The sequence below is a fragment of the Tistlia sp. genome (genome assembly GCF_040905785.1).
In the GTDB taxonomy this organism is placed as follows: domain Bacteria; phylum Pseudomonadota; class Alphaproteobacteria; order Kiloniellales; family DSM-21159; genus Tistlia.
In genome coordinates this window covers 75,551-96,085 of record NZ_JBBDQW010000005.1, presented here as the reverse complement: position 1 = coordinate 96,085, position 20,535 = coordinate 75,551, and the positions used below count along the sequence as shown (strand labels likewise).

Below are 20,535 nucleotides of genomic sequence, written 5' to 3'. Positions count from 1 at the left end.
CCGGACCCGCCGATGCAGGGCGCGCGCGTCGTCGTGACCGGCCTCGGCACGGTCAACGCGCTGGCCCACGAAGCGGCCGGCTTCGCCGCGGCCCTGCGCGCCGGCGCCTGCGGCCTGCGGACAGTCGAGGCGCGCGAAGGCGAGCCCGGCGGACGGCGGGTCATGGCGCCGATCCGCGAGTTTTCCTGGCAGGACGACCTGCAGCGTCACCGCGAGCGCCTGCCCGAGCCGGTGGCGCGCGCACGCAGGGTTCTGCGCAACGCCGGCGAGTCGGTGCGGCTCAGCGTCGCCGCCGCCTTTCAGGCGATCGGCTCGGCCGGCCTGCTGCCGGCCGCGGCCGGCAGCGAGCGCGTCGGCATCCTCGTCGCCGGCAGCAATCTCCAGCAGCGCGACACCTGGGAGAACACGCGCCGCCAGGCCGCCGGACGGGCGATCAATCCGCGCTACGGCCTCGCCTTCCTCGACAGCGGCCAGGTCGGCTGCCTGGGCGAGATCTTCGCGCTGCGCGGCCTCGGCTACAGCGTCGGCGGCGCCTCGGCGAGCGGTAGCCTGGCGATCTTCCAGGCCTGGCACTGGCTGCGCTCGGGCCTGCTCGACGCCTGCCTGGTGGTCGGCGCCAACAGCGACCTTTCGCCGCTCGAGCTCGAGGCCTTCGAGCTGCTCGGCGCGCTCGGCGGCGCCGGCTGGGAGGACCGGCCGGAGCAGGCCTGCCGTCCCTTCGACCGGCGCCACGGCGGCTTCCTCTGGGGCCAGGGCAGCGGCGCCCTGCTGCTCGAACGCCAGGAGGCGGCGGCGGCGCGCGGCGCCCCGCTGCTCGGCGAGATCCTGGGCGCGGCCGTCGCGATGGACGGCAACCACCTGCCGGACAGCAGCGCCGAGGGCGAGCTGCGCGCCATGCGCGGCGCGCTCGCGGCAGCCGGCCTGGGGCCCGAGGCGGTCGACTACGTCAACGCCCATGCGACCTCGACTCCGCTCGGGGACGAGACCGAATGCGCCGCCCTCAGGAGCCTCTTCGGCGCGCGCGCCGGCGCGGTGCGGGTCAATGCCACCAAGGGCCTGACCGGCCACTGCCTGAGCGCGGCCGGCGTCGTCGAGACCGTCGCCTGCCTGCTCCAGCTCGAGGGCGGCTTCCTGCATCCGAACCGCAACCTGGTCGAGCCGATCGATCCCCTCCTGGGCTTCGTCGGCGCCCGGGCCGAGCCGGCTTCGCCGCGCGTGATGCTGAAGAACGGCTTCGGCTTCGGCGGCTTCAACAGCAGCCTCCTGCTCGCGCCCGCAGCAGCCTGACCGCCATCGGCGGCTTTCGGCCTCAGCCGGTGAGATCGTGCGAAAGAACCTCGCGGGCGCCGGCCCTTCGCATCGCCTGCCGGGCGGCAGCCAGCGAGTCCTCGAGGTCGATGGCCCGGCAGGCGTCCTCGACGACCACCGCCTCGAAACCCTCGCGCCGCGCGTCCTCGACCGACCAGCGCACGCAGAAGTCGGTCGCGAGGCCGGCGAAGAAGAGCCGCCGGAAGCCGCGCTCGCGCAGGTAGCCGGCGAGACCGGTCGGCGTCCGGTCGTTCTCGTAGAAGGCGGAGTAGGAGTCGATGCCGGGGTGGAAGCCCTTGCGCAGGATCAGCTCGGCGCGGCTGCTGTCGAAGTCGCGGTGAAGGCGGCGCCGGGCGTGCCCTGGACGCAGTGGTCGGGCCACAGGGTTTGGGCGCCGTAGGGCGCCTCGATCGTCTCGAAGGGTGCGCGTCCCGGCTGCGTCGAGGCGAAGGAGAAATGGCCGGGCGGATGCCAGTCCTGGGTCGCGACGACGTGCGCGAAGCGATCCAGGAGTCAGTTGACCGGCGCCAGCACGGCGCCGCCGTCCGGCACCGCCAGGGCGCCGCCAGGCAGGAAGTCGTTCTGTAGGTCGACCACCACCAGGCAGTCGGTCGGGGCTGGCACCGGCGGCGTCATGGCCTTCGCCTCGCCTGCTGCTCGAGTCCGCGCCCATCGAAGCAAAGGGAGCCCCCGCGTCAAGGGCGTTTTCGGCGCCGAGGGCGCGGCCGGCGGCGCCGACAGCGGTCTGCCTTGACCGTCACTTTGTTCCAAACTAGAGTAGTAGCTGTTCCGTATAATGGAACAACGTCCGAGTCCGAATCAATACGGACGGGACGGGGAGGAGAGGGTGCCGCCGGCCGGGCCGGGGCACGCGGGCGTTTGCCCCCGGCGCTCCTCACCCCTCCCGATTCCGTTGGCGTTCGGCTCGTTTGAATGGCGGGGAGAGAGCGATCGTGCCTTCGGGTGACGTGCCAGCGGTATCCAACCTAGACGTCGAGCGTTTCCGCGAGCGGTTCCGGCAGATGTGCCGGATCCGGGAGTTCGAGAAGCAGGCGATCGCCGCGGCCGAGCAGAATCTCGTGCTCGGCGCGATCCATCCCTCGATCGGGCAGGAGGCCGTCGCCGCCGGCGTCTGCGGCAACCTGCGCCGCAGCGACATCATCCTCTCGACCCACCGCGGCCACGGCCACACCATGGCCAAGGGCGCCGAGCCCCTGCCGATGATGCGCGAGCTGTTCGGCCGTGACGGCGGCTACTGCCAGGGCAAGGGCGGCTCGATGCACATCGCCGACTTCGCCGTCGGCATGCTGGGCGCCAACGGCGTCGTCGCCGCCAACATCAACATCGCCGCCGGCGCCGCCCACGCCATCAAGCTGAAGCGCGAGGATGGCGTCGTCGTCTGCTTCTTCGGCGACGGCGCGATCAACCGGGGCCCCTTCCTCGAGGGCCTCAACTGGGCCGGCGTCTTCGGCCTGCCGATCCTCTTCGTCTGCGAGGACAACGGCTTCGCGGCGACGACGCGGACCGCGGCCATGACCTCTGGCGCCGGGCCGGCGGCCCGTGCCGAGGCGCTCGGCATCCCGGCGCGCGAGATCGACGGCAACGACATCCTGGCGGTCGAGGAGGCTGCGCGCGAGCTGATCGAGACCGCGCGCGGCGGCAAGCCCCGCTTCCTGGTCGCCCGCACCTACCGCCTGACCGGCCACACCAGCGCCGACGCGGCGCCCTACCGCCCGGCCGCCGAGGTCGAGGAGCGCTGGCTCAACGATCCCATCGAGAGCTGTCGCCGCCTGCTCGAGGCGGCCGGCGTGCCGGCCGCCGAGCTGACCGCGGTCTACGAGGCCGCGGCGCACGAGATGCGGGAGGCCTGCGAGCAGGCTGCGGCGACCGGCTGGCCGGACGAGGCGCTCGCCTACGCCGACGTCCAGGACGTCGGCGATCCGCGCAAGGGGGCTTTCTGATGGCGCGCCTGACCTACCTGGAGGCCGGCAAGCTGGCGCTCGCCGAGGAGATGCGTCGCGACCCCCTGGTCTGGGCGGTCGGCGAGGACCTGGGCCGCGGCGGCGTGTTCGGCCAGTACAAGGGCTTGGCCGAGGAGTTCGGCAGCGACCGCATCTCCGATGCGCCGATCTCGGAGTCCTGCATCATGGGCGCCGCCGTCGGGGCGGCCATGATGGGCACCCGGCCGGTCGTCGAGATGCGCTTCTCCGACTTCGCGCTCTGCGCCGTCGACGAGCTGGTCAACCAGGCCGCCAAGGCGCGCTACATGTTCGGCGGCCAGACCCGGGTGCCGCTGGTCGTGCGCGAGCCGATCGGCATCTGGCGCTCCTCCGCCGCCCAGCATTCGCAGTCGCTGGAGGCCTGGTACGCCCATATCCCCGGCCTGGTCGTGGTGACGCCGGCGACGCCGGCCGATAACCGGGCGCTGCTCAAGGCCGCGATCCGCTGCGACGACCCGGTCGTCTACATGGAGCACAAGGGCCTCTGGCCGCTCGAGGGCGAGGTGCCCGAGGCCGAGGAGGTCGCCGAGATTGGCAAGGCGCGGACCGTGCGCGAGGGCCGGGACGTCACCATCGTCGCCTGGTCGGCCGCCGTCCACACCGCCGAGGCCGCCGCGCGCAGCCTGGCGGGGCAGGGCGTCGAGGCCGAGGTCATCGACCTCCGCACGCTCTGGCCCTGGGACCGCGAGGCGGTGCTGGCCAGCGTCGAGCGGACCGGTCGGCTGCTGGTCGTCCAGGAGGCCGTTTCGGTCGCCGGCTTCGGCGCCGAGGTCGCGGCCACGGTCGCCGAGGCGCTGCACGGCGCGCTGAAGGCGCCGGTCCGGCGGCTCGGCGCGCCGCGCATTCCGATCAGCTACGCCCCGCCGCTCGAGGACCGCGTGCGGGTCACCGAAGAGGCCGTCGCCGCCGCCGCCCGCGGTCTGACCGCGGCGGCGGCCTAGGGAGCGGCGATGAAGGAGCTGCTCCGCCGCCGGCGCCGGCCTCTTGATCGGTTCATGGTGAGCCTGTCGAACCATGCAAGCGTGCGGGCAAGGTCGGCGGCCGCCGGCACAGAGGGCCCCGCGTCTCCGCCGGCGCTTCCACGCTTCGTGGTTCGACAGGCTCACCATGAAGCGACGGCTAAATTCGCGCCGGCTGCCGACCGGCGAAACAGGAAAACAACAAGAGGGAGGAAGCCATGAAGTTGCTGAAGATCGCTTTCGTCGCCGGCCTGGCCGTGGCGAGCGCGCTGCCGCTCGTCGGGGCCGCCACCGCCGCCGACTACAAGGACGAGTACAAGATCTCGACCGTCGTCCCGGCTCCCTTCCCCTGGGGCCTGGCCGCCGAACGCTGGGCCGAACTGGTCGGCGAGCGCACCGACGGCCGCATCAAGATGAAGGTCTACCCGGGCGCCCAGCTGGTGTCGGGCGACCAGACCAAGGAATTCACCGCGATGCGCCGCGGCATCATCGACATGGCGGTCGGCTCGACGATCAACTGGTCGCCCCAGGTCAACGAGCTCAACCTCTTCGCGCTGCCCTTCCTGATGCCCGACTACGAGGCGATCGACGCCCTGACCCAGGGGCCGGTCGGCGAGCAGCTGTTCGAGATCCTGAAGGACAAGGGCGTGCAGCCGCTGGCCTGGGCCGAGAACGGCTTCCGCGAGGTGTCGAACTCAAAGCACCCGATCCGCACGCCGGCCGACCTCGACGGCCTGAAAATTCGCGTCGTCGGCTCGCCGCTGTTCAACGACACCTTCTCCGCGCTCGGCGCCAACCCGACACAGATGAGCTGGGCCGACGCCAAGCCGGCGCTGACCACCGGCGCCGTCGACGGGCAGGAGAACCCGCTGAGCGTGTTCTCCATCGCCAAGGTCTACGAGGTCGGCCAGACCAACCTCACTCTCTGGCACTACGTCGCGGACCCGCTGATCCTGGCGGTCAACCAGGACGTGTGGGACTCCTTCGCGCCCGAGGACCAGGAGATCGTCCGCGAGGCCGCGGTCGAGGCCGGCGCCTACGGCGTCGAGATCGCCCGCAAGGGCCTGACCGGCGGCGACGACTCCGCCGTCGAGGAGGTGCGCGCGGTCGGCGTCGAGGTCGTCGAGCTGACCACCGAGCAGCGCCAGGCCTTCGTCGACGCGACCCGCGGCGTTTACGCCGAGTGGGCCGAGAAGATCGGCGCGGACCTGGTCAAGTCGGCCGAAGAGTCCATCGCCAACCGCTGAGCCGAGGAGGGGGCGGCGCCGGAGGCCGCCCCCTCTCCCGGTCCGCAAGGCCGCCCGAACGGAACAGGGACCATGTCCGCATCGCACGATCCCGAGATCGGCGCGCCGCGCGAGACTCCGGAGCACATCCGGGTGCCGATCGGCCTCGAACGGTCGCTCGGCGCCGCCGCCATGGGGCTGATCTGCCTGATCAGCTTCAGCAACGTCCTCGTGCGCTACGCCACCGACTTTTCCTTCGCCTTCACCGAGGAGTTCTCGGTCTTCCTGCTGGTCTTCATGACCTTCGTCGGCGTTTCGCTGGCTTTCGCGACCGACGAGAACATCCGCATCGTCTTCTTCCGCGACCGTTTCGGCCCGCGCGGCCGATTGCTCTGCGACGTGGTGGCGGCGCTCGCGAGCTTTCTCATGTTTTCGCTCGTCCTCTGGTACGGCGGCCTGCTGACCTGGGACGAGTACCGCTTCGAGGAGACGTCGCCGGGCCTCGGCTACCCGAACTGGCTCTACACGATCTGGCTGCCGCTGCTGGCGGCGGCGATCCTGCTGCGCATCCTGGGCCGCTTCATCGGGCGGCTCCGGCAGGGCGAGGGCGGGGCCTGATGGCGACGCTGCTGCTGCTCGGCGTCTTCGTCGCGCTGCTGCTGGTCGGTACGCCGATCGCGGTTTCGCTCGGACTCGCCGGCGCCGCTGCCGTCGCGGTCGGCCTCGATCTCAACTCCGTGGCGATGATCGGCACCAACACCTATGCCTCGATCGCCAAGTACCCGCTGATCGCGATCCCGCTGTTCGTGCTGACCGGGATGGTCTTCGAGCGCTCCGGCGTCGCGCAGCGTCTCGTCACCTTCGCCCAGTCCATCGTCGGCCCGCGGCGCGGCGGCCTGGCGGTGGTCGCGACGCTGGTCTGCCTGCTGATGGGCGGCATGTCCGGCTCCGGCCCGGCCGACGCCGCCGCGGTCGCGACGATCATGATCCCCTCGATGCTGAAGGCCGGCTATCCGCGCGCCTTCTCGGCCAGCGTGATCGCGGCCTCGGCCTCGACGGCGATCCTGATTCCGCCCTCGATCGCGCTCATCGTCTACTCGATCCTGGTTCCCGGCACGGACCTGCGGGCGCTCTTCGCCGCCGGCATCTTCCCGGGCCTGCTGGCCGGCGTGGCGATCATCCTGCCGACCCTGCTGCTCAGCCGGCGCCACAACTTCGGCGCCGCCGAGGAGCAGGTGCGCCCGCCCTTCTGGCCCAGCCTGCGCGACGCCATTCCGGGCCTGCTGGCGCCGGTGATCATCCTGGGAGGCCTGCGCTCCGGACTGTTCACCCCGACCGAGGCCGCCGTCGTGGCCGTCGCCTACGGCTTCCTGGTCGGGATCGTGATCTACCGCAACATGGGCTTCGCAGACATCTGGAAGGTCCTGGCCGACGGCGCCGAGACCTCCGCGGTGATCATGGTGATCATCTCGCTCTCAGGTCTCTTCGCCTGGGCGGGCTCGACCCTCGGCGCCTTCGACGCGGCGGCGCAGGCGATCCTGTCGGTCAGCGCCGACGGCCTTGTCGTGCTGATCCTGGTGATGATCGTCCTGCTGTTCGCCGGCATGGTGCTGGACGGCGTCTCGATCTTCCTGATCACCCTGCCGCTGCTGGTGCCGATCGCCCTGGCATTCGAATGGAACCTGACCTGGTTCGGCGTGCTCATGGCGATGAACGTCGCGATCGGCCAGTTCACCCCGCCGGTCGCGGTCAACCTGATGGTCACGGCGCGGATCGCGCGCGTGCCGATCGAGACGACGGTGCCCTGGGTGCTCTGGCTGATGCTGGCCATGAGCACGGCGCTGCTGCTGATCATCATCTTCCCCGGAATCGCCCTGTGGCTGCCCGAGCAGCTCGGCTACCGCATCTGACGCGAGGCTCGACCCACGACATGCCAGGAGAGAACCAGTGACCTCGAACGAAATGACCGGCGGCGAAGCCGTCGCCCGCATGCTCAAGGCCTACGAGGTCGGGCCGATGTTCGGCATGGGCGGCTTCCAGCTGCTGCCCTTCTACGACGCGGCGCGCCGCCTCGGGCTCGACCACAACCTGATCAACGACGAGCGCTGCGCGGTCTTCATCGCCGATGCCTACGCCAAGGTCAGCGGCCGCGTCGGCGTCTGCGACGCGACGCTCGGGCCGGGCGCGACCAACCTGGTGACCGGCCTGGTCGAGGCGCTGAACGCCGGCTCGCCGCTCGTCGTCTTCGTCGGCGACACCCACCGGGCGCACTCCTGGAAGAACATGACCCAGGAGACGCGGCAGGCCGAGATCCTGCGGCCGGCCTGCAAGGAGCTGATCCGCATCGAGATGATCGAGCGCATCCCCGAGCTGGTGCGCCGCGCCTTCCAGGTCGCGACCTCCGGCCGGCCCGGTCCCGTCGTCGTCGACATTCCCGAGGACATCTGCCACGCCACCCATCCCTTCGAGGTCGCCGAGTTCGAGGTCGACCCGGCCCAGGCCGCCGCACCTTCGCTGCGCTGCCGGCCGGCCGCCGAGGATCTGGCGAAGGCGGCCGAGCTGCTGGCGGCGGCCGAGCGGCCGCTGATGCTCTGCGGCGGCGGCGTGCACATCAGCGGTGCCACGGGCGCGGTCGAGGCGCTCGCCGAGGCGATCAACCTGCCGGTCGCCCACACCATGACCGGCAAGGGCGCCGTCGCCTGCTCGAGCCCGCTCAGCGCCGGCCTGTTCGGGCGCTACGACCGCATCGCCAACAAGCTGATCGAGGAGTCCGACTGCCTGCTCGTCGTCGGCTGCAAGCTCGGCGAGATCGCGACCAAGCGCTACTCCGTGCCGGCCGCCGGCAAGAGGGTGATCCACCTGGACAACGTCGCCGAGGAGTTCGGCCGCACCTTCCAGCCGACCCTGCGGCTGTGGGGCGACGCGCGCGAGGGCCTGGCCGACCTGACGGCGGCGCTGGCCGGGCGCGCCGAGACGATCCGCGCGCGCCAGCAGGGCCACGCCGAGGAGGTCGCGCGCCGCATGGCCGAATGGCGCCGCTCCGTCGACGCCCGCCTGACTTCGGGCGAGCGGCCGATCAACATGGCGCGCCTGCTCGCCGAGCTGAACAAGGCGATGCCGGAGGACGGCATCCTGGTCGCCGACGGCGGCTTCGCGGCGCACTGGGGCGGCCTGCTCTACGATACCAAGCGGGCCGGCCGCGGCTTCGTCCCGGACCGCGGCTTCGCCTCGATCGGCTACGGCCTGCCGGGCGCCATGGGCTGCGCCCTGGCGGCGCCGGGGCGGCCGGTCGTCGGCCTGACCGGCGACGGCGGCTTCAACATGGTGATGGGCGAGCTGGAGACGGCGCGGCGCCTGAAGCTGCCGCTGACCGTGATCGTCGTGAACAATGCCGCCTCCGGCTACGTCAAGGCGCTGCAGCACCTGATGTACGGCGCCGGCAGCTACCAGTCTTCGGACCTCGTCGAGGTCGACTACTCGCGCGTCGCCGAATCGCTCGGCTGCCGCGGCATCCGGGTGGAGGATCCCGACAAGCTCGCCGAGGCGCTCGCCGCGGGCCTCTCCGGCAGCGAGGGGCCGACCCTGATCGACGTCGTCGTCACCCGCGACCCGGCGCAGATGCTGCCCGGCGTCGACAACCGCACCGTCACGGTCAAGAAGGGCGACCGCGTCGCCTGACCGCCATACCTCAAGACCCGGACCGCAACCGGGCTCACCCACACAGGAGGAACATGATGAACCGCAGAAACCTGCTGATCGGCGCCCTGGCTTTGCCCCTGGCGTTCGGGACGGCGACCGGCGCCGCCCGCGCCGAGATTCCAGAAATGACCCTCCAGGTCGCCGCCATCTACGAGCCGGGCAACCTCTGGCACCAGGCGACCGAGCGCTACCTCGAGGGAGTCACCGAGCGAACCGGGGGCAAGATCACTTTCAACCTCGCCCACAGCGGCATGACCGGCACCTGGCAGGAGGCGATCGAGGCGCTCCAGCTCGGCACCAACGACATCGTCATCGAATCGATCGGCACCCTCGACCGCTACGACCCGCTGCCGGGCATCGAGGCCTTCCCCTACCTGATTCGCGATCTCGATCACTTCGAGAAGGTCTACTACGGCCCGATGGGCGCGGAGCTGTTCGATGCCATCGAAGAGAAGACCGGCTTCAAGATCGTCGGCGCGGGGTACCGCGGGGCACGGAAACTCTCGGCTAGCCGCGCCGTCGAGTCCCTCGAGGACCTGCAGGGCCTGAAGCTGCGGGTGCCGCCGCTCAAGATGTACCGCCGCACTTGGGAGCTGCTCGGCGCCAGCCCGGTGCCGATGCCCTTCCTGGAGGTCTTCACCTCGCTGCAGCAGGGCGTCATCGACGGTCAGGAGAACCCGCTGGAGCTCATCGAGAGCAAGAAGCTGGACGAGGTGCAGAGCCACGTCATGGCGACCGACCACGTTATCGGCGCGATGACCTTCATCTTCGACTCGAACCGCTTCCGCTCGTTCGATCCCGAGCTGCAGCAGATCCTCCAGGAGGAGGGTGACAAGGCGATGCAGTGGGCGACCGAGGAGATGGTCAAGCAGGAGGACTCCTATCGCGATGCCCTGAAGGAGCGCGGGGTGACCTTCGTCCAGCTCGACCTCGAGCCCCTCCGCGCCAAGGTGGCTCCGATCAAGGAGGAGTTCCCCGAGCTTAGGGACTGGGTCGAGCGCATCGACGCGGTCGAGTAGCAGCGCCTGCAGCGAGGGGGGGGGGCCGGGGGCGCGGGGGCCCCGCCTGGAGACTGGATATGATCTTCTCGCGTGTCGCCGATGCGATCGAGCGCCTGCTGGACGCGATCCTGCTCCTCGCGATCTCCGTCATGGTGGTCGCGATCTGCTGGCAGGTCTTCGGCCGCTACGTGCTCAACCACTCCCCGGTCTGGACCGAGGAGGTCGCGCGCTTCCTGATGGCCTGGATCGCGCTGCTCGGAAGTGCCGCCGTCCTGCGCCGGCGCGGCCACATCGCGGTGACCTTCGTCGTGGATCTGCTGCCGCGGCCGGTCGCGCTGGCGGTCGGCCTGATCCGCGACCTGCTGATCCTGGTCATGGCCTGCGCCCTCGGCTGGTACGGCTACGGTTTCGCGGTGATCGGCGGGCGGCGGGACTCGGCCGCGCTCGAGATCCCCATGTTCTATCCCTATCTCGCGATCCCGGTCGGCGCGACGTTCATCGCGGTGCTGCTCGTCCTGGCCCGTGCCGGCCGCGAGGAGCTGAAGCCGGGAGCCGCGCCATGACGCTGGTTCTCGCGGTGTCGATCGTCGGGCTGATGCTGATCGGCATGCCGCTCGGCTTCGCCATCATCATCGCCTGCCTGACGGTGATCTGGATCGACGGCGGCATCAATCCGGCGATCGCCGCCCAGCGCCTCTACTCCGGGTTCGACTCCTTCACGCTGCTGGCGATTCCCTTCTTCCTGCTGGCCGGCGCGCTGATGTCCGAGAGCGGCATGACCCGCCGCCTGGTCGCCTTCGCCAACGCCATCGTCGGCCGCTTCACCGGCGGCCTGGCGATGAGCAATGTCGTCGCCTCGGTCTTCTTCTCCGGCATCTCCGGCTCGGCGGTCGCCGACACCTCGGTGATGGGGCGCATCTTCATCCCGGAGATGGAGCGCGAGGGCTACGGGCGCAGCTTCTCGGTCGCCGTGACCGCCGCCTCCTCCGTCGTCGCGCCGATCATTCCGCCCTCGATCGGCTTCATCGTCTACGGCGTGCTGACCGACCAGTCGATCATTCGCCTGTTCGTCGCGGGGCTGATCCCCGGCGCCCTCTTCTCGCTGCTGGCCCTGTTCATCGTCTTCGCGGTGTCGCGTCGCCGGGGCTATGCGACATCGCGGCCGAGCCCCCCCGGCGAGATTCTCCGCACCGGCCTCGCCGCGGGGCCGGCCCTCGTCATGCCGGTCCTGATTCTCGCCGGCATCTTCTCCGGCGTCTTCACCGTCACGGAATGCTCGGCCATCGCCGTCGCCTACGCCGTCGTCGTCGGCGGGCTGGTCTACCGCGAACTGACCTTCGCGCGGCTCCTCAGCGCGCTGCGCGAGGCCGTCTACACGACGGCCGTCATCATGATCATCGTCGGCGCCGCCAAGCTCTTCGCCTGGCAGCTCGCCTACACGCAGATCCCGCAGGCGGCGATCGAATGGATCACCGGGGTGGCCCACGACCCGCTGGTCTTCCTGCTGATGGTCAACGTGCTGCTGCTGCTGGTCGGCACCTTCATGGAATCCAATGCGGCCATGGTCATGCTGGTGCCGATCCTGCATCCGGCCGGCATGGCGCTGGGCGTCGACCCGGTGCAGCTCGGCGTCATCGTCGTGGTCAACCTCTGCCTGGGGCTGATCACGCCGCCGATCGGCCTCTGCCTCAACGTCGCCTGCAAGATCGCCGGGCTGCCGCTCGAACGCAGCCTGAAGGACATCGCGCCCTTCGTCGTCCTCGGCCTGTTGCTGCTGGCGGCGCTCTCTCTGCTGCCGGCTGTCTCGCTGTGGCTGCCGCAACTGCTCATGAACTGAATCGGGGAACCGGAATGACGGATCGTCTGAAGAACAAGGTTGCGCTGGTGCTCGGCGCCGGCTCGGTCGGCGAGGGCTGGGGCAACGGCAAGGCCGCGGCCGTCGCCTACGCCCGCGAGGGCGCGGCGGTGGCCTGCGTCGACATCGCCCTGCCGGCCGCCGAGGCGACCCGCGCGATCATCGAGGGCGAGGGCAACCGGGCCATTGCCTGCGCCGCCGACGTCACCAGGCTGGCCGAGATCGAAGCCGCCGTCGCCAGCACCCTGGAGGCCTACGGCCGTATCGACATCCTGCACAACAACGTCGGCATCAACGCCGCGGGCGGGCCGGTCGAGGCCAGCGAGGAGAGCTGGGACCGGGTCATGGCGGTCAACGCCAAGAGCGTCTTCCTCGCCTGCAAGGCGGTGCTGCCGATCATGGAGCGCCAGGGCGCGGGCGCGATCGTCAATATCTCCTCGCTCGCCGCGATCCGCTGGACCGGCTACCCCTACAGCTCCTACTACGCCTCCAAGGCGGCGGTGAACAACTTCACCCGCGCGCTGGCGGTCCAGTACGCGGCCCGGGGCATCCGCGCCAACACGATCATGCCCGGCACCATGGACACGCCGCACATCTACCAGCAGATCAGCGGCTACTACGACAGCGTCGAGGCCATGGTCGCGGCGCGCAACGAGATCCCGCCGATGAAGCGCATGGGCGACGCCTGGGACATCGCCAACGCCTCGGTGTTCCTGGCCTCGGACGAGGCGCGCTACATCACCGGCGTCGAGCTCTGCGTCGACGGCGGCCTGCACTGCACCGTCGTGCCGACCTAGACGGCCCGCCTCCCGTGGACACGCTCGTCGCCGACACCATCACCAAGCTGCCGCCGGGGGCGGCCGGCGCCGTCGTCGTCTCCGGCTCCCACGGCGGCCGCTATCCAGGCTACCTCGCGGCCCGGGCGGGGCTGCGCGCGGTGATCCTCTGCGACGCCGGCATCGGGCTCGAGGAGGCGGGGGTCGGGGCGCTGCCCTACCTGGAGGCGCTGGGCATCGCCGCCGCCGCGGTCTCGCACCTCTCCTGCCGCATCGGCGACACGGCCGACATGCTGGCGCGCGGCCGCATCAGCCGCGCCAACACGGTCGCCGCGGCGGCCGGCGTGACCGCGGGCATGGCGACCGCCGCGGCGGTGCGGCGCCTGCAGGCGGCGCCCCTGATCGAGGCCGAGCCGCCGGCGCTCGGCGAATCCCGCTCGGAGGTGACGGGCGCCGGCGCGCGCCGCATCCTGCTGCTCGATTCGGCGGCGCTGGTGCGCCCCGAGGACGCCGGCTGCATCGTCGTCACCGGCTCGCACGGCGGCCTGGTCGGCGGCGACCCGGCGATGGCGCTGCGCACCGAGGGCTTCGCCGCCGTCTACAACGACGCCGGGATCGGCATCGAGCAGGCGGGCATCCAGCGGCTGCCGGCGCTCGAGCGCCGCGGCATCGCCGCCTTCACAGTGGCGGCGGCGACGGCGCGCATCGGCGAGGCCCGCTCGAGCTACGAGCAGGGGGTGATCTCGGCGGCCAACGAGACGGCGCGCCGGCTCGGCGCGGCGGTCGGACTGCCGGCCCGGCAGCTGCTCCAGTCCTGGAGCGGACTGGCCGCAGCGTCGTAGGCGGCTTGGGAAAAGGGGGAGGGCGACGTGGAGGGCGACGTCACGGTCAAGTCGGTGCGCCGCGCCGCGCAGCTGATCAAGCTGCTCGGCCAGCGCGCCACCTCCGGCTGGCGGCTGTCCGACCTCGCCGTCGCCGCCGAGCTCGGCAAGGCGACGACGCACCGGCTGCTGGCGGCGCTGACCGACAGCGGCTTCGCCTACCAGGACCCCGAGTCCCGGCGCTACTTCCTGGGCTACGAGATCGTCCGCCTGGGCTCGCTGGCGACCCGCTTCGACGTTGCCGAGCTGGCCCGCCCGGCGCTGCTGCGGCTCGCCCGCGAGACCGGCGACACGGTGTTCCTGTCGGTGCGCGAGGGGCTGGACGCGCTCTGCCTGGAGCGCCAGGTCGGGGACTTCCCGATCAAGACCCTGACGCTGACCGTCGGCGACCGGCGGCCGCTCGGCGTCGGCGCCGGCAGCCTGGCGCTGCTCGCCTTCCTGCCCGAGCGCGAGGTCGCCGAGATCATCGCCAGCAACGCGCCGCGCCTGGAGCGCTACCCGGGCTTCGCGCCGGACGAGCTGCACCGCCTGACCGCCGAGGCGCGGGCCCAGGGCTACGCCTTCAACGACGGCCGGATCGTCAGCGCCATGTGCGCGGTGGGCGTGCCGGTCCTCGACCGGCGTGGCCGCGTCGTCGCCGCGATCTCGGTTGCGGCGATCCGCGAGCGCATGGCGCCGGAGCGCATCGCCTGGATCGCCGAGGCGCTGAGCAACGAGGCCGCGCTGCTGCGCGATCGGCTGGCCGAGCCGAGCGCCCCGGTTCCGGCCTGATTCCTCGTAGGGGCCCAGGCGCCCGTTTCCTCAGCGCCAGGCGGCGACGACGGCTTCGGTGGTGGCGCAGTCGACCTGGCTGCCGAGGCGCGAGTCCAGCAGGTGCAGCACGGCCTCGTGGACGTCGGTCCTGGCGCTGGCAACGGCGTCGCCCGCCAGCACGGCCCGGTAGCCGCGATCCACGGCCTGCAGCAGGGTCGCGAGCACGCACATGTCGGTCTCGACGCCGCTGAACAGCAGGCAGGACGGGTCCTCGGCCTCGAGCAGCGCGACGAAGGCGGGCGCCGAGAAGCCGGAATAGGCCGGCTTGTCGATGACCCGTCCCTGCGCCGCCAGGGCCTGCAGCTCGGGCAGCAGCTCGACGTAGGGCGCGCCGCCGCCCTCCAGGCAGACGCCCGGCCAGCGCTCGTAGTACCGCCGCCAGCGCCCCTCGGCCTCCTCGGGCACGCGCGGCGGCAGGAAGCGCGTGTAGAGCGTCCGCTCCGGGCGATGGCGGATCAGCTTCAGGACGTTGGGCAGGACCAGCCGCGGCGACTCGCCGCCCCAGTCGGGGTGGCGGTCGAAGAGCTGCTGCATGTCGACGACGACGTGCAGCGTGTCGGGCGGCAGCGGCTCGTCGAGGCGGGTCGGCAATCCCAAGGCGGTTCATCCGGCACAGGAGGGAGCGGCGGCACGGCCGCGGGGTGCTGGCGGTAACGCTGCGGCGCGACGGGAGTTTCCGCCTCGTCAGGGGCGGAGGTTGCCGCGGGGATCCCGTCGCCGGCGCGACAGCGGACGCCTCTGGCGGAGCGGCGCGCCGCCCCCGGGCGTGCGAAAGGCTGCTGGAGGAGGGCCGTTCGCGGCCGAGGAAGCGCAAGGGGCAGGAATCCATGACGGAAAGCTACGACGCCATCGTCGTCGGCGCCGGGGTGATCGGCGCGGCGGTCGGCCTGGAGCTGGCGCGCAAGGGCTGGCGCACGCTCAATCTCGATCGCCTGCCGACGGCAGGCTACGGCTCGACCAGCGGCTCCTGCGCGATCATCCGCACCCACTATTCGACGGTCGCGGGCGCGGCCCTGGCCTACGAGGGCTATTTCTACTGGAAGGACTGGGCCGGGCACCTCAGCGTCGAGGACGAGCGCGGCCTGGCGCGCTTCCACGAGACCGGCTGCCTGGTCATGAAGACTGAGGCCAACGACGGCCTGCGCCGGATCCTCGCCAACATGCGCAGCCTCGGCATCCCCTGCGAGGAGTGGGACGCCGCGACCGTCCGGGCGAAGCTGCCGCACCTCCGGCTGGACCGCTTCGCGCCGGCCAAGCGTCCCGAGGACCCCGGCTTCGGCGAGCCGACCGGCGGGCCGCTGGACGGCGGCGTATTCTTTCCGGCGGCCGGCTACGTCAACGACCCGCAGCTCTCTGCGCACAACCTGCAGCGCGCCGCCGAGGCGGCTGGCGGCGCCTTCCGCTTCAACGCCCGGGTGACCGCGGTGCGCAAGGACGCCGGAGGCCGCATCGCCGGCGTCGCCCTGGAGGACGGCAGCGAGCTCGACGCGCCGGTCCTGGTCAACGTCGCCGGCCCGCATTCCTTCAAGGTCAACGAGATGGCCGGGGCGACCGGCGACATGACGATCTCGACCCGGGCGCTGAAGCAGGAGGTCGTGCATCTGCCGATGCCGGTCGAGGGCTGGGACGAGCGCGGCATCGTCACCTCGGACAGCGACATCGCCTGCTACACCCGGCCGGAGAAGGGCAACTTCCTGCTGGTCGGCAGCGAGGACCCCGAGTGCGACCCGCGCGAATGGGTCGATCCCGACGCCTGGGACCGGAACTTCACCGAGCAGTGGCGCATCCAGGCGCTGCGCGCCGCCCAGCGCATCCCCGGCCTCGGCATTCCGAGCCAGATGAAGGGCATCGTCGACCTCTACGACGTCTCCGACGACTGGATCCCGATCTACGACGCCTCGGCGGTGCCGGGCTTCTTCATGGCCATCGGCACCAGCGGCAACCAGTTCAAGAACGCGCCCGTGGCCGGCGTGATGATGGCCGAGCTGATCGAGAAGGTGCAGGCCGGCCACGACCACGACGCCGAGCCCCTGCAGCTCCATCTGAAGCACACTGGCCGGACCATCGACGTCGGCTTCTACTCGCGCAAGCGCGAGATCAACAAGGAGAGCAGCTTCTCCGTCCTCGGCTAGCTGTGACCCCCGCAGGCGCGCAAGCGGCTTGCGCGCCCGGTCGCCTGAGCGACCGCTCTTCCGCCGGCCGAGATCGATGGGTCGCCTCGCCCGCCGCCGCGCGCTAATCTGGCGGGCCTGCCGGGCGCCCCCGCTCCGGCAGGCCGTGCAGCAGGCAGAGAGTCGTCATGAAGGATCTGGAAGGCCTCCTCGTTGTCACCGTCGAGCAGGCGGTGGCAGCGCCCTACTGCTCGGGGCGTCTCGCCGACGCCGGCGCCCGGGTCGTCAAGGTCGAGCGGCCCGAGGGCGACTTCGCGCGCCGCTACGACGAGGACGTCAAGGGCGGCAGCGCCTACTTCGTCTGGCTGAACCGCGGCAAGGAATCGCTGCGCCTCGACCTCAAGGAGGCCGGCGACCACGCGCTGCTCGGCCGCCTGCTGGAGAAGGCCGACGTCTTCATCCAGAACCTGGCGCCCGGCGCCATGGCGCGGCTCGGCTACGACCCGAAGGAGCTGCGCCGCCAGCGCCCGGAGCTGATCACCTGCTCGATCTCCGGCTACGGCGAGGAGGGGCCCTACCGCGACCAGAAGGCCTACGACCTGCTGGTCCAGGCCGAGTCGGGCCTCTGCGCGATCAACGGCACGGCCGAGGGGCCGGCGCGGGTCGGGGTCTCGGTCTGCGACATCGCCGCCGGCATGACCGCCTTCCAGGCGATCCTGCAGGCGCTGATCGGTCGGGCCCGCAGCGGTCAGGGCCGGGCCATCGAGGTCTCCCTCTACCACGCGCTCGCCGACTGGATGAACGTGCCGTACCTGCAGTACGTCTACGGCGGCAAGGCGCCCCGGCGCATCGGGCTCAAGCACCCCTCGATCGCGCCCTACGGCGGCTATCCCTGCGCCGACGGCAAGACGCTGCTGATCTCGGTCCAGAACGAGCGCGAGTGGCGCAACCTTTGCGAGGGGGTGCTGGAGCGCCCCGAGGTCGCCGACGATCCCAGGTTCGACAGCAATGTCCGGCGCGTCGCCAACCGCGAGGCCCTCGACGCGCTCGTCGCCGAAAGCTTCGCCCGGCGCGACCGCGAGGCCAACATCGCGCGGCTCGCGGCGGCGCGCATCGCCTACGGCCGCCTGTCGGACCTCGAGGATCTCTCGAAGCACCCGCAGAACCGCCTGATCCGGGTCGAGACCGAGAACGGCCCGGTCGAGCTGCTCTCGCCCGGCGCCGTCATCGCCGGCGAGACGCCCACGCTGGGCCCCGTGCCGGCGCTGGGCGAGCACGACCAGGCGATCCGCGCCGAGTTCGCGGCCGGGGCGGCGAAGACGCGCGTCGCCTAAGATGCGCCTGCGCGCGCGGCTGGCTCGCGAGGGGCGATAGCCGCCTGGGGTCCGAGCGCAGCGGCCGGCGCTACTCGACGACTCCCAATTCCTTCCTGAGCAGCCGAGCGCCGGCGCCGAGCGCCTTCAGCTTGCCCTCGGCGACGTGGCGCGGCAGCGGGGCCATGCCGCAGTTGGTGCAGGGCTGGACCCGCGCGGCATCGACGTGCTCGAGGGCGGCGCGCAGCGTCTGGGCGACCTGCTCGGGCGTCTCGACGGTCTCGCTGGCGACGTCGATGGCGCCGACCAGCAGGACCTTCCGGTCGAGCAGGCCGAGCAGCGATAGCGGCACCTTCGAGTTCGCGCACTCCAGCGAGACCTGCTGGATCTTCGACTCGTTGAGCGCCGGAAAGATCGCCTCGTACTGGCGCCACTCGCTGCCCAGGGTCTTCTTCCAGTCGATGTTGGCCTGGATGCCGTAGCCGTAGCAGATGTGCACGGCCGTGGTGCAGGACAGGCCCTCGATCGCCCGCTCCAGGGCGGCGATGCCCCAGTCGCGGACCTCGTCCATGAAGACGTTGAAGGCCGGCTCGTCGAACTGCACGACGTCGACGCCGGCCGCCTCCAGCTCCTTCGCCTCCTCGTTGAGAAGCTCGGCGAAAGCCATGGCCATGTCGGCGCGCCGTCCGTAGTGGGCGTCGGCGATGGTGTCGCAGATGGTCATCGGCCCGGGCAGGGTGAACTTGATGCCGTGGTCGGTGTGGGCGCGCAGGAAGGCCGCCTGCTCGCGGTGCACCGGCGCCTTGCGGCGCACCGGCCCGGTCACCGTCGGCACCTCGACGACGTAGCGGTCGTTACGGATGCCCATCCTGGTCTTCTTCTGCCAGTCGATGCCCTCGACCTGCTCCAGGAAGCCGTGGACGAAGTGGACCCGGAACTGCTCGCCCTCGGTGACGACGTCGATGCCGTCGGCCTCCTGCTCCTTGAGCCAGACCAGGGCCGCGTCCTTCTTGGCCTGCTCCAGCTCGGCGCCTTCAAGGCGCCAGGGCGCCCACAGCTTCTCGGGCTCGGCCAGCCAGCTCGGCTTGGGCAGGCTTCCGGCGATCGTCGTGCGCAGCATGTCTAGGGCTCCCCTCTGTCGTTGGCGGCCAGCCGTCGTGGCCTTGTCGTTGGCGACAGCTTAGCCGGCGCGGGCGGCCCGGAACAGGCGGGCGCAGCCCTTGCGATGACGCCCGGCCCGCTGGGTGCCGGAAGGCCGCCAAAGGCGATACCGTTGCCCGCGACGCTGGTGTAGGCTCCCCGCCGGTGGGCGAGGCTAGGCCTGCGGATTCGAGCGGCCGGGGGTCGAGACATGTCAGCGGAGATGAGGGCGCGCCGAGGCGCCGCAGACCGGCGGCGGTCGGGTCAGCCCGCGCGCCCGGCGTATCGGTGGCGCCCATGAGGCGGGCCCTGATCTTCATCCTCGTCTTCCTGGCCCTGGCGGCGCTGGTCGGCGGCTTCGCCTATTTCCAGTTCGTCATGAAGCCGCAGATGATCCAGCAGGCCATGCAGGGTCAGTCGGCGCCGCCGACCGAGGTTCCGGTCGAGGCGGCGCAAAGCGAGAGCTGGCGGCCCGGGCTGCCGGCGATCGGCACCTTCGAGGCGATCCAGGGCATCCGCCTGGCGCCCGAGACCGCCGGCCTCGTCGACGCCATCGAGTTCGATTCCGGCCGCGAGGTCGAGGAGGGCGACCTCCTGCTCGAGCTCGACACCAACGTCGAGCGCGCGCAGCTCAAGGCCGCCGAGGCGCAGCTCACGCAGAGCCAGGCGGACCTTGGCCGCCAGCAGGAGCTGGTGCAGCGGGGCAACACGCCGCGCAGCAGCTTCGACGCCGCCGTCGCCCAGCGCGACAGCAACGCCGCCGAGGTCGAGCGGATTCGCGCGCTGATCGCCCAGAAGGTGATCCTGGCGCCCTTTCCGGGGCGGCTCGGCATCCGCCAGGTCGACGTCGGCCAGTTCGTCTCGGCCGGCGACACCCTGGTGACGCTGCAGCAGCTGGACCCGATCTACGTCGACTTCCCGATCCCCGAGCAGAGCATCGAGCAGGTCGCCATCGGCCTCGAGGTCCAGATCGCGGTCGACGCCTTTCCCGAGACCGAGTTCGCCGGCAAGGTCGCCTTCATCGACGCCCGCGTCGACCAGGAGACGCGCAACCTGCTGGTGCGAGCGCAGGTCGCGAACCCTGACAAGCGCCTGCTGCCGGGCATGTTCGCCAACGTCAACGTCCTTCAGGCGAGCAGCGAGGAGGTCGTCACCGTGCCGCGCACGGCGATCTCCTACAGCCTCTACGGCGACAGCCTCTACGTCGTGACGCAGCCCGAGGGCGGCGAGCCGGCGGGGCCGGGCAGCGTCGTCGACATCGAGCGGCGCTTCGTCAAGACCGGCGCGACCCGCGGCGAACGCGTCGCGGTGACCGAAGGCATCAAGTCCGGCGAGCAGGTTCTCACCGGCGGCCAGAACAAGGTCTACCCCGGCCAGAAGGTGAAGATCAGCGACAAGCCGGCGCTCCAGGCCCCCGACCAGACGCCGAAGCTCTAGCCGGGAGGGCAGTTGG

General features: G+C 71.3%; 20 protein-coding genes. 16 read left to right on the top strand and 4 right to left on the bottom strand.

The window, feature by feature from the left end; translation table 11 throughout:
- The first annotated feature begins 12 nt into the window (after positions 1-12).
- Positions 13-1,287 (top strand): beta-ketoacyl synthase N-terminal-like domain-containing protein, encoded by a 1,275-nt coding sequence (locus WD341_RS00885; RefSeq protein WP_368423516.1) that lies wholly within the window; start codon positions 13-15, stop codon positions 1,285-1,287.
- A 22-nt stretch (positions 1,288-1,309) separates the two neighbouring features.
- Here WD341_RS00885 and WD341_RS00880 read toward each other — a convergent pair whose 3' ends face one another.
- Together WD341_RS00880 and WD341_RS00875 are read right to left on the bottom strand one after the other, a co-directional pair.
- Positions 1,310-1,690 (bottom strand): isochorismatase family protein, encoded by a 381-nt coding sequence (locus WD341_RS00880; protein WP_368423515.1) that lies wholly within the window; start codon positions 1,688-1,690, stop codon positions 1,310-1,312.
- Between the two features lie 131 nt (positions 1,691-1,821).
- Complete coding sequence (locus WD341_RS00875; protein ID WP_368423514.1) at positions 1,822-1,944, bottom strand: hypothetical protein; 123 nt, start codon at positions 1,942-1,944, stop codon at positions 1,822-1,824.
- Positions 1,945-2,261: 317 nt separating this feature from the next.
- On the opposite strand from WD341_RS00875, the gene WD341_RS00870 reads away from it, so the two are divergent.
- From WD341_RS00870 to WD341_RS00815, 12 genes are all read left to right on the top strand, one after another.
- A complete protein-coding gene (locus WD341_RS00870; RefSeq protein ID WP_368423513.1) occupies positions 2,262-3,269 on the top strand; it encodes a thiamine pyrophosphate-dependent dehydrogenase E1 component subunit alpha in 1,008 nt (335 codons plus the stop codon).
- Positions 3,269-4,249, top strand: coding sequence for an alpha-ketoacid dehydrogenase subunit beta (locus tag WD341_RS00865; protein ID WP_368423512.1), 981 nt, complete (start codon positions 3,269-3,271; stop codon positions 4,247-4,249). The genes WD341_RS00870 and WD341_RS00865 overlap by 1 nt, the downstream gene beginning before the upstream one ends.
- Before the next feature lie 236 nt (positions 4,250-4,485).
- Complete coding sequence (locus WD341_RS00860; protein WP_368423511.1) at positions 4,486-5,514, top strand: DctP family TRAP transporter solute-binding subunit; 1,029 nt, start codon at positions 4,486-4,488, stop codon at positions 5,512-5,514.
- Between the two features lie 72 nt (positions 5,515-5,586).
- Positions 5,587-6,111 carry a TRAP transporter small permease gene (locus tag WD341_RS00855; protein WP_368423510.1) on the top strand — a complete coding sequence of 175 codons (525 nt, stop codon included), beginning with the start codon at positions 5,587-5,589 and terminating at the stop codon, positions 6,109-6,111.
- Positions 6,111-7,403: a TRAP transporter large permease gene (locus WD341_RS00850; protein WP_368423509.1), complete on the top strand. Its 1,293-nt coding sequence runs from the start codon at positions 6,111-6,113 to the stop codon at positions 7,401-7,403. Before WD341_RS00855 ends, WD341_RS00850 begins: the two co-directional genes overlap by 1 nt.
- 37 nt (positions 7,404-7,440) lie before the next feature.
- Complete coding sequence (locus tag WD341_RS00845) at positions 7,441-9,171, top strand: thiamine pyrophosphate-binding protein (RefSeq protein ID WP_368423508.1); 1,731 nt, start codon at positions 7,441-7,443, stop codon at positions 9,169-9,171.
- 56 nt (positions 9,172-9,227) lie between these two features.
- Positions 9,228-10,211 carry a TRAP transporter substrate-binding protein gene (locus tag WD341_RS00840; protein ID WP_368423507.1) on the top strand — a complete coding sequence of 328 codons (984 nt, stop codon included), beginning with the start codon at positions 9,228-9,230 and terminating at the stop codon, positions 10,209-10,211.
- Between the two features lie 59 nt (positions 10,212-10,270).
- Positions 10,271-10,756 carry a TRAP transporter small permease gene (locus tag WD341_RS00835; protein WP_368423506.1) on the top strand — a complete coding sequence of 162 codons (486 nt, stop codon included), beginning with the start codon at positions 10,271-10,273 and terminating at the stop codon, positions 10,754-10,756.
- Complete coding sequence (locus WD341_RS00830) at positions 10,753-12,030, top strand: TRAP transporter large permease (RefSeq protein ID WP_368423505.1); 1,278 nt, start codon at positions 10,753-10,755, stop codon at positions 12,028-12,030. Before WD341_RS00835 ends, WD341_RS00830 begins: the two co-directional genes overlap by 4 nt.
- Positions 12,031-12,044: 14 nt before the next feature.
- Positions 12,045-12,845 (top strand): SDR family NAD(P)-dependent oxidoreductase, encoded by an 801-nt coding sequence (locus tag WD341_RS00825; RefSeq protein WP_368423504.1) that lies wholly within the window; start codon positions 12,045-12,047, stop codon positions 12,843-12,845.
- Positions 12,846-12,859: 14 nt separating this feature from the next.
- Positions 12,860-13,666, top strand: a complete 807-nt coding sequence (locus WD341_RS00820) for a hypothetical protein (protein ID WP_368423503.1) — start codon at positions 12,860-12,862, stop codon at positions 13,664-13,666.
- Between the two features lie 27 nt (positions 13,667-13,693).
- Positions 13,694-14,476 (top strand): IclR family transcriptional regulator, encoded by a 783-nt coding sequence (locus WD341_RS00815; RefSeq protein ID WP_368423502.1) that lies wholly within the window; start codon positions 13,694-13,696, stop codon positions 14,474-14,476.
- Positions 14,477-14,506: 30 nt separating this feature from the next.
- Here WD341_RS00815 and WD341_RS00810 read toward each other — a convergent pair whose 3' ends face one another.
- Entirely contained in the window at positions 14,507-15,115 is a 609-nt protein-coding gene (locus WD341_RS00810) for a cysteine hydrolase family protein (RefSeq protein WP_368423501.1), read from the bottom strand.
- A 230-nt stretch (positions 15,116-15,345) separates the two neighbouring features.
- Between WD341_RS00810 and WD341_RS00805 the strand changes: the two genes are divergently transcribed.
- Positions 15,346-16,650 (top strand): NAD(P)/FAD-dependent oxidoreductase, encoded by a 1,305-nt coding sequence (locus WD341_RS00805; RefSeq protein ID WP_368423500.1) that lies wholly within the window; start codon positions 15,346-15,348, stop codon positions 16,648-16,650.
- A gap of 167 nt (positions 16,651-16,817) precedes the next feature.
- Positions 16,818-17,963 carry a CaiB/BaiF CoA transferase family protein gene (locus tag WD341_RS00800; protein ID WP_368423499.1) on the top strand — a complete coding sequence of 382 codons (1,146 nt, stop codon included), beginning with the start codon at positions 16,818-16,820 and terminating at the stop codon, positions 17,961-17,963.
- A 70-nt stretch (positions 17,964-18,033) separates the two neighbouring features.
- On the opposite strand, the gene WD341_RS00795 is transcribed toward WD341_RS00800, so the two are convergent.
- Positions 18,034-19,062, bottom strand: a complete 1,029-nt coding sequence (locus tag WD341_RS00795) for a methionine synthase (protein ID WP_368423498.1) — start codon at positions 19,060-19,062, stop codon at positions 18,034-18,036.
- A 317-nt stretch (positions 19,063-19,379) separates the two neighbouring features.
- Between WD341_RS00795 and WD341_RS00790 the strand changes: the two genes are divergently transcribed.
- Positions 19,380-20,519, top strand: coding sequence for an efflux RND transporter periplasmic adaptor subunit (locus WD341_RS00790; protein WP_368423497.1), 1,140 nt, complete (start codon positions 19,380-19,382; stop codon positions 20,517-20,519).
- Positions 20,520-20,535 lie beyond the last annotated feature (16 nt).

What these genes read in the sequence shown, in the direction of transcription:
- WD341_RS00885 (WP_368423516.1), top strand. Translation starts at nt 13, where the DNA reads ATGCAGGGCGCGCGCGTCGTCGTGACCGGCCTCGGCACGGTCAACGCG.
- WD341_RS00875 (WP_368423514.1), bottom strand. Translation starts at nt 1,944, where the DNA reads ATGACGCCGCCGGTGCCAGCCCCGACCGACTGCCTGGTGGTGGTCGAC.
- WD341_RS00865 (WP_368423512.1), top strand. Translation starts at nt 3,269, where the DNA reads ATGGCGCGCCTGACCTACCTGGAGGCCGGCAAGCTGGCGCTCGCCGAG.
- WD341_RS00860 (WP_368423511.1), top strand. Translation starts at nt 4,486, where the DNA reads ATGAAGTTGCTGAAGATCGCTTTCGTCGCCGGCCTGGCCGTGGCGAGC.
- WD341_RS00855 (WP_368423510.1), top strand. Translation starts at nt 5,587, where the DNA reads ATGTCCGCATCGCACGATCCCGAGATCGGCGCGCCGCGCGAGACTCCG.
- WD341_RS00850 (WP_368423509.1), top strand. Translation starts at nt 6,111, where the DNA reads ATGGCGACGCTGCTGCTGCTCGGCGTCTTCGTCGCGCTGCTGCTGGTC.
- WD341_RS00840 (WP_368423507.1), top strand. Translation starts at nt 9,228, where the DNA reads ATGAACCGCAGAAACCTGCTGATCGGCGCCCTGGCTTTGCCCCTGGCG.
- WD341_RS00835 (WP_368423506.1), top strand. Translation starts at nt 10,271, where the DNA reads ATGATCTTCTCGCGTGTCGCCGATGCGATCGAGCGCCTGCTGGACGCG.
- WD341_RS00830 (WP_368423505.1), top strand. Translation starts at nt 10,753, where the DNA reads ATGACGCTGGTTCTCGCGGTGTCGATCGTCGGGCTGATGCTGATCGGC.
- WD341_RS00825 (WP_368423504.1), top strand. Translation starts at nt 12,045, where the DNA reads ATGACGGATCGTCTGAAGAACAAGGTTGCGCTGGTGCTCGGCGCCGGC.
- WD341_RS00805 (WP_368423500.1), top strand. Translation starts at nt 15,346, where the DNA reads ATGACGGAAAGCTACGACGCCATCGTCGTCGGCGCCGGGGTGATCGGC.
- WD341_RS00800 (WP_368423499.1), top strand. Translation starts at nt 16,818, where the DNA reads ATGAAGGATCTGGAAGGCCTCCTCGTTGTCACCGTCGAGCAGGCGGTG.
- WD341_RS00795 (WP_368423498.1), bottom strand. Translation starts at nt 19,062, where the DNA reads ATGCTGCGCACGACGATCGCCGGAAGCCTGCCCAAGCCGAGCTGGCTG.
- WD341_RS00790 (WP_368423497.1), top strand. Translation starts at nt 19,380, where the DNA reads ATGAGGCGGGCCCTGATCTTCATCCTCGTCTTCCTGGCCCTGGCGGCG.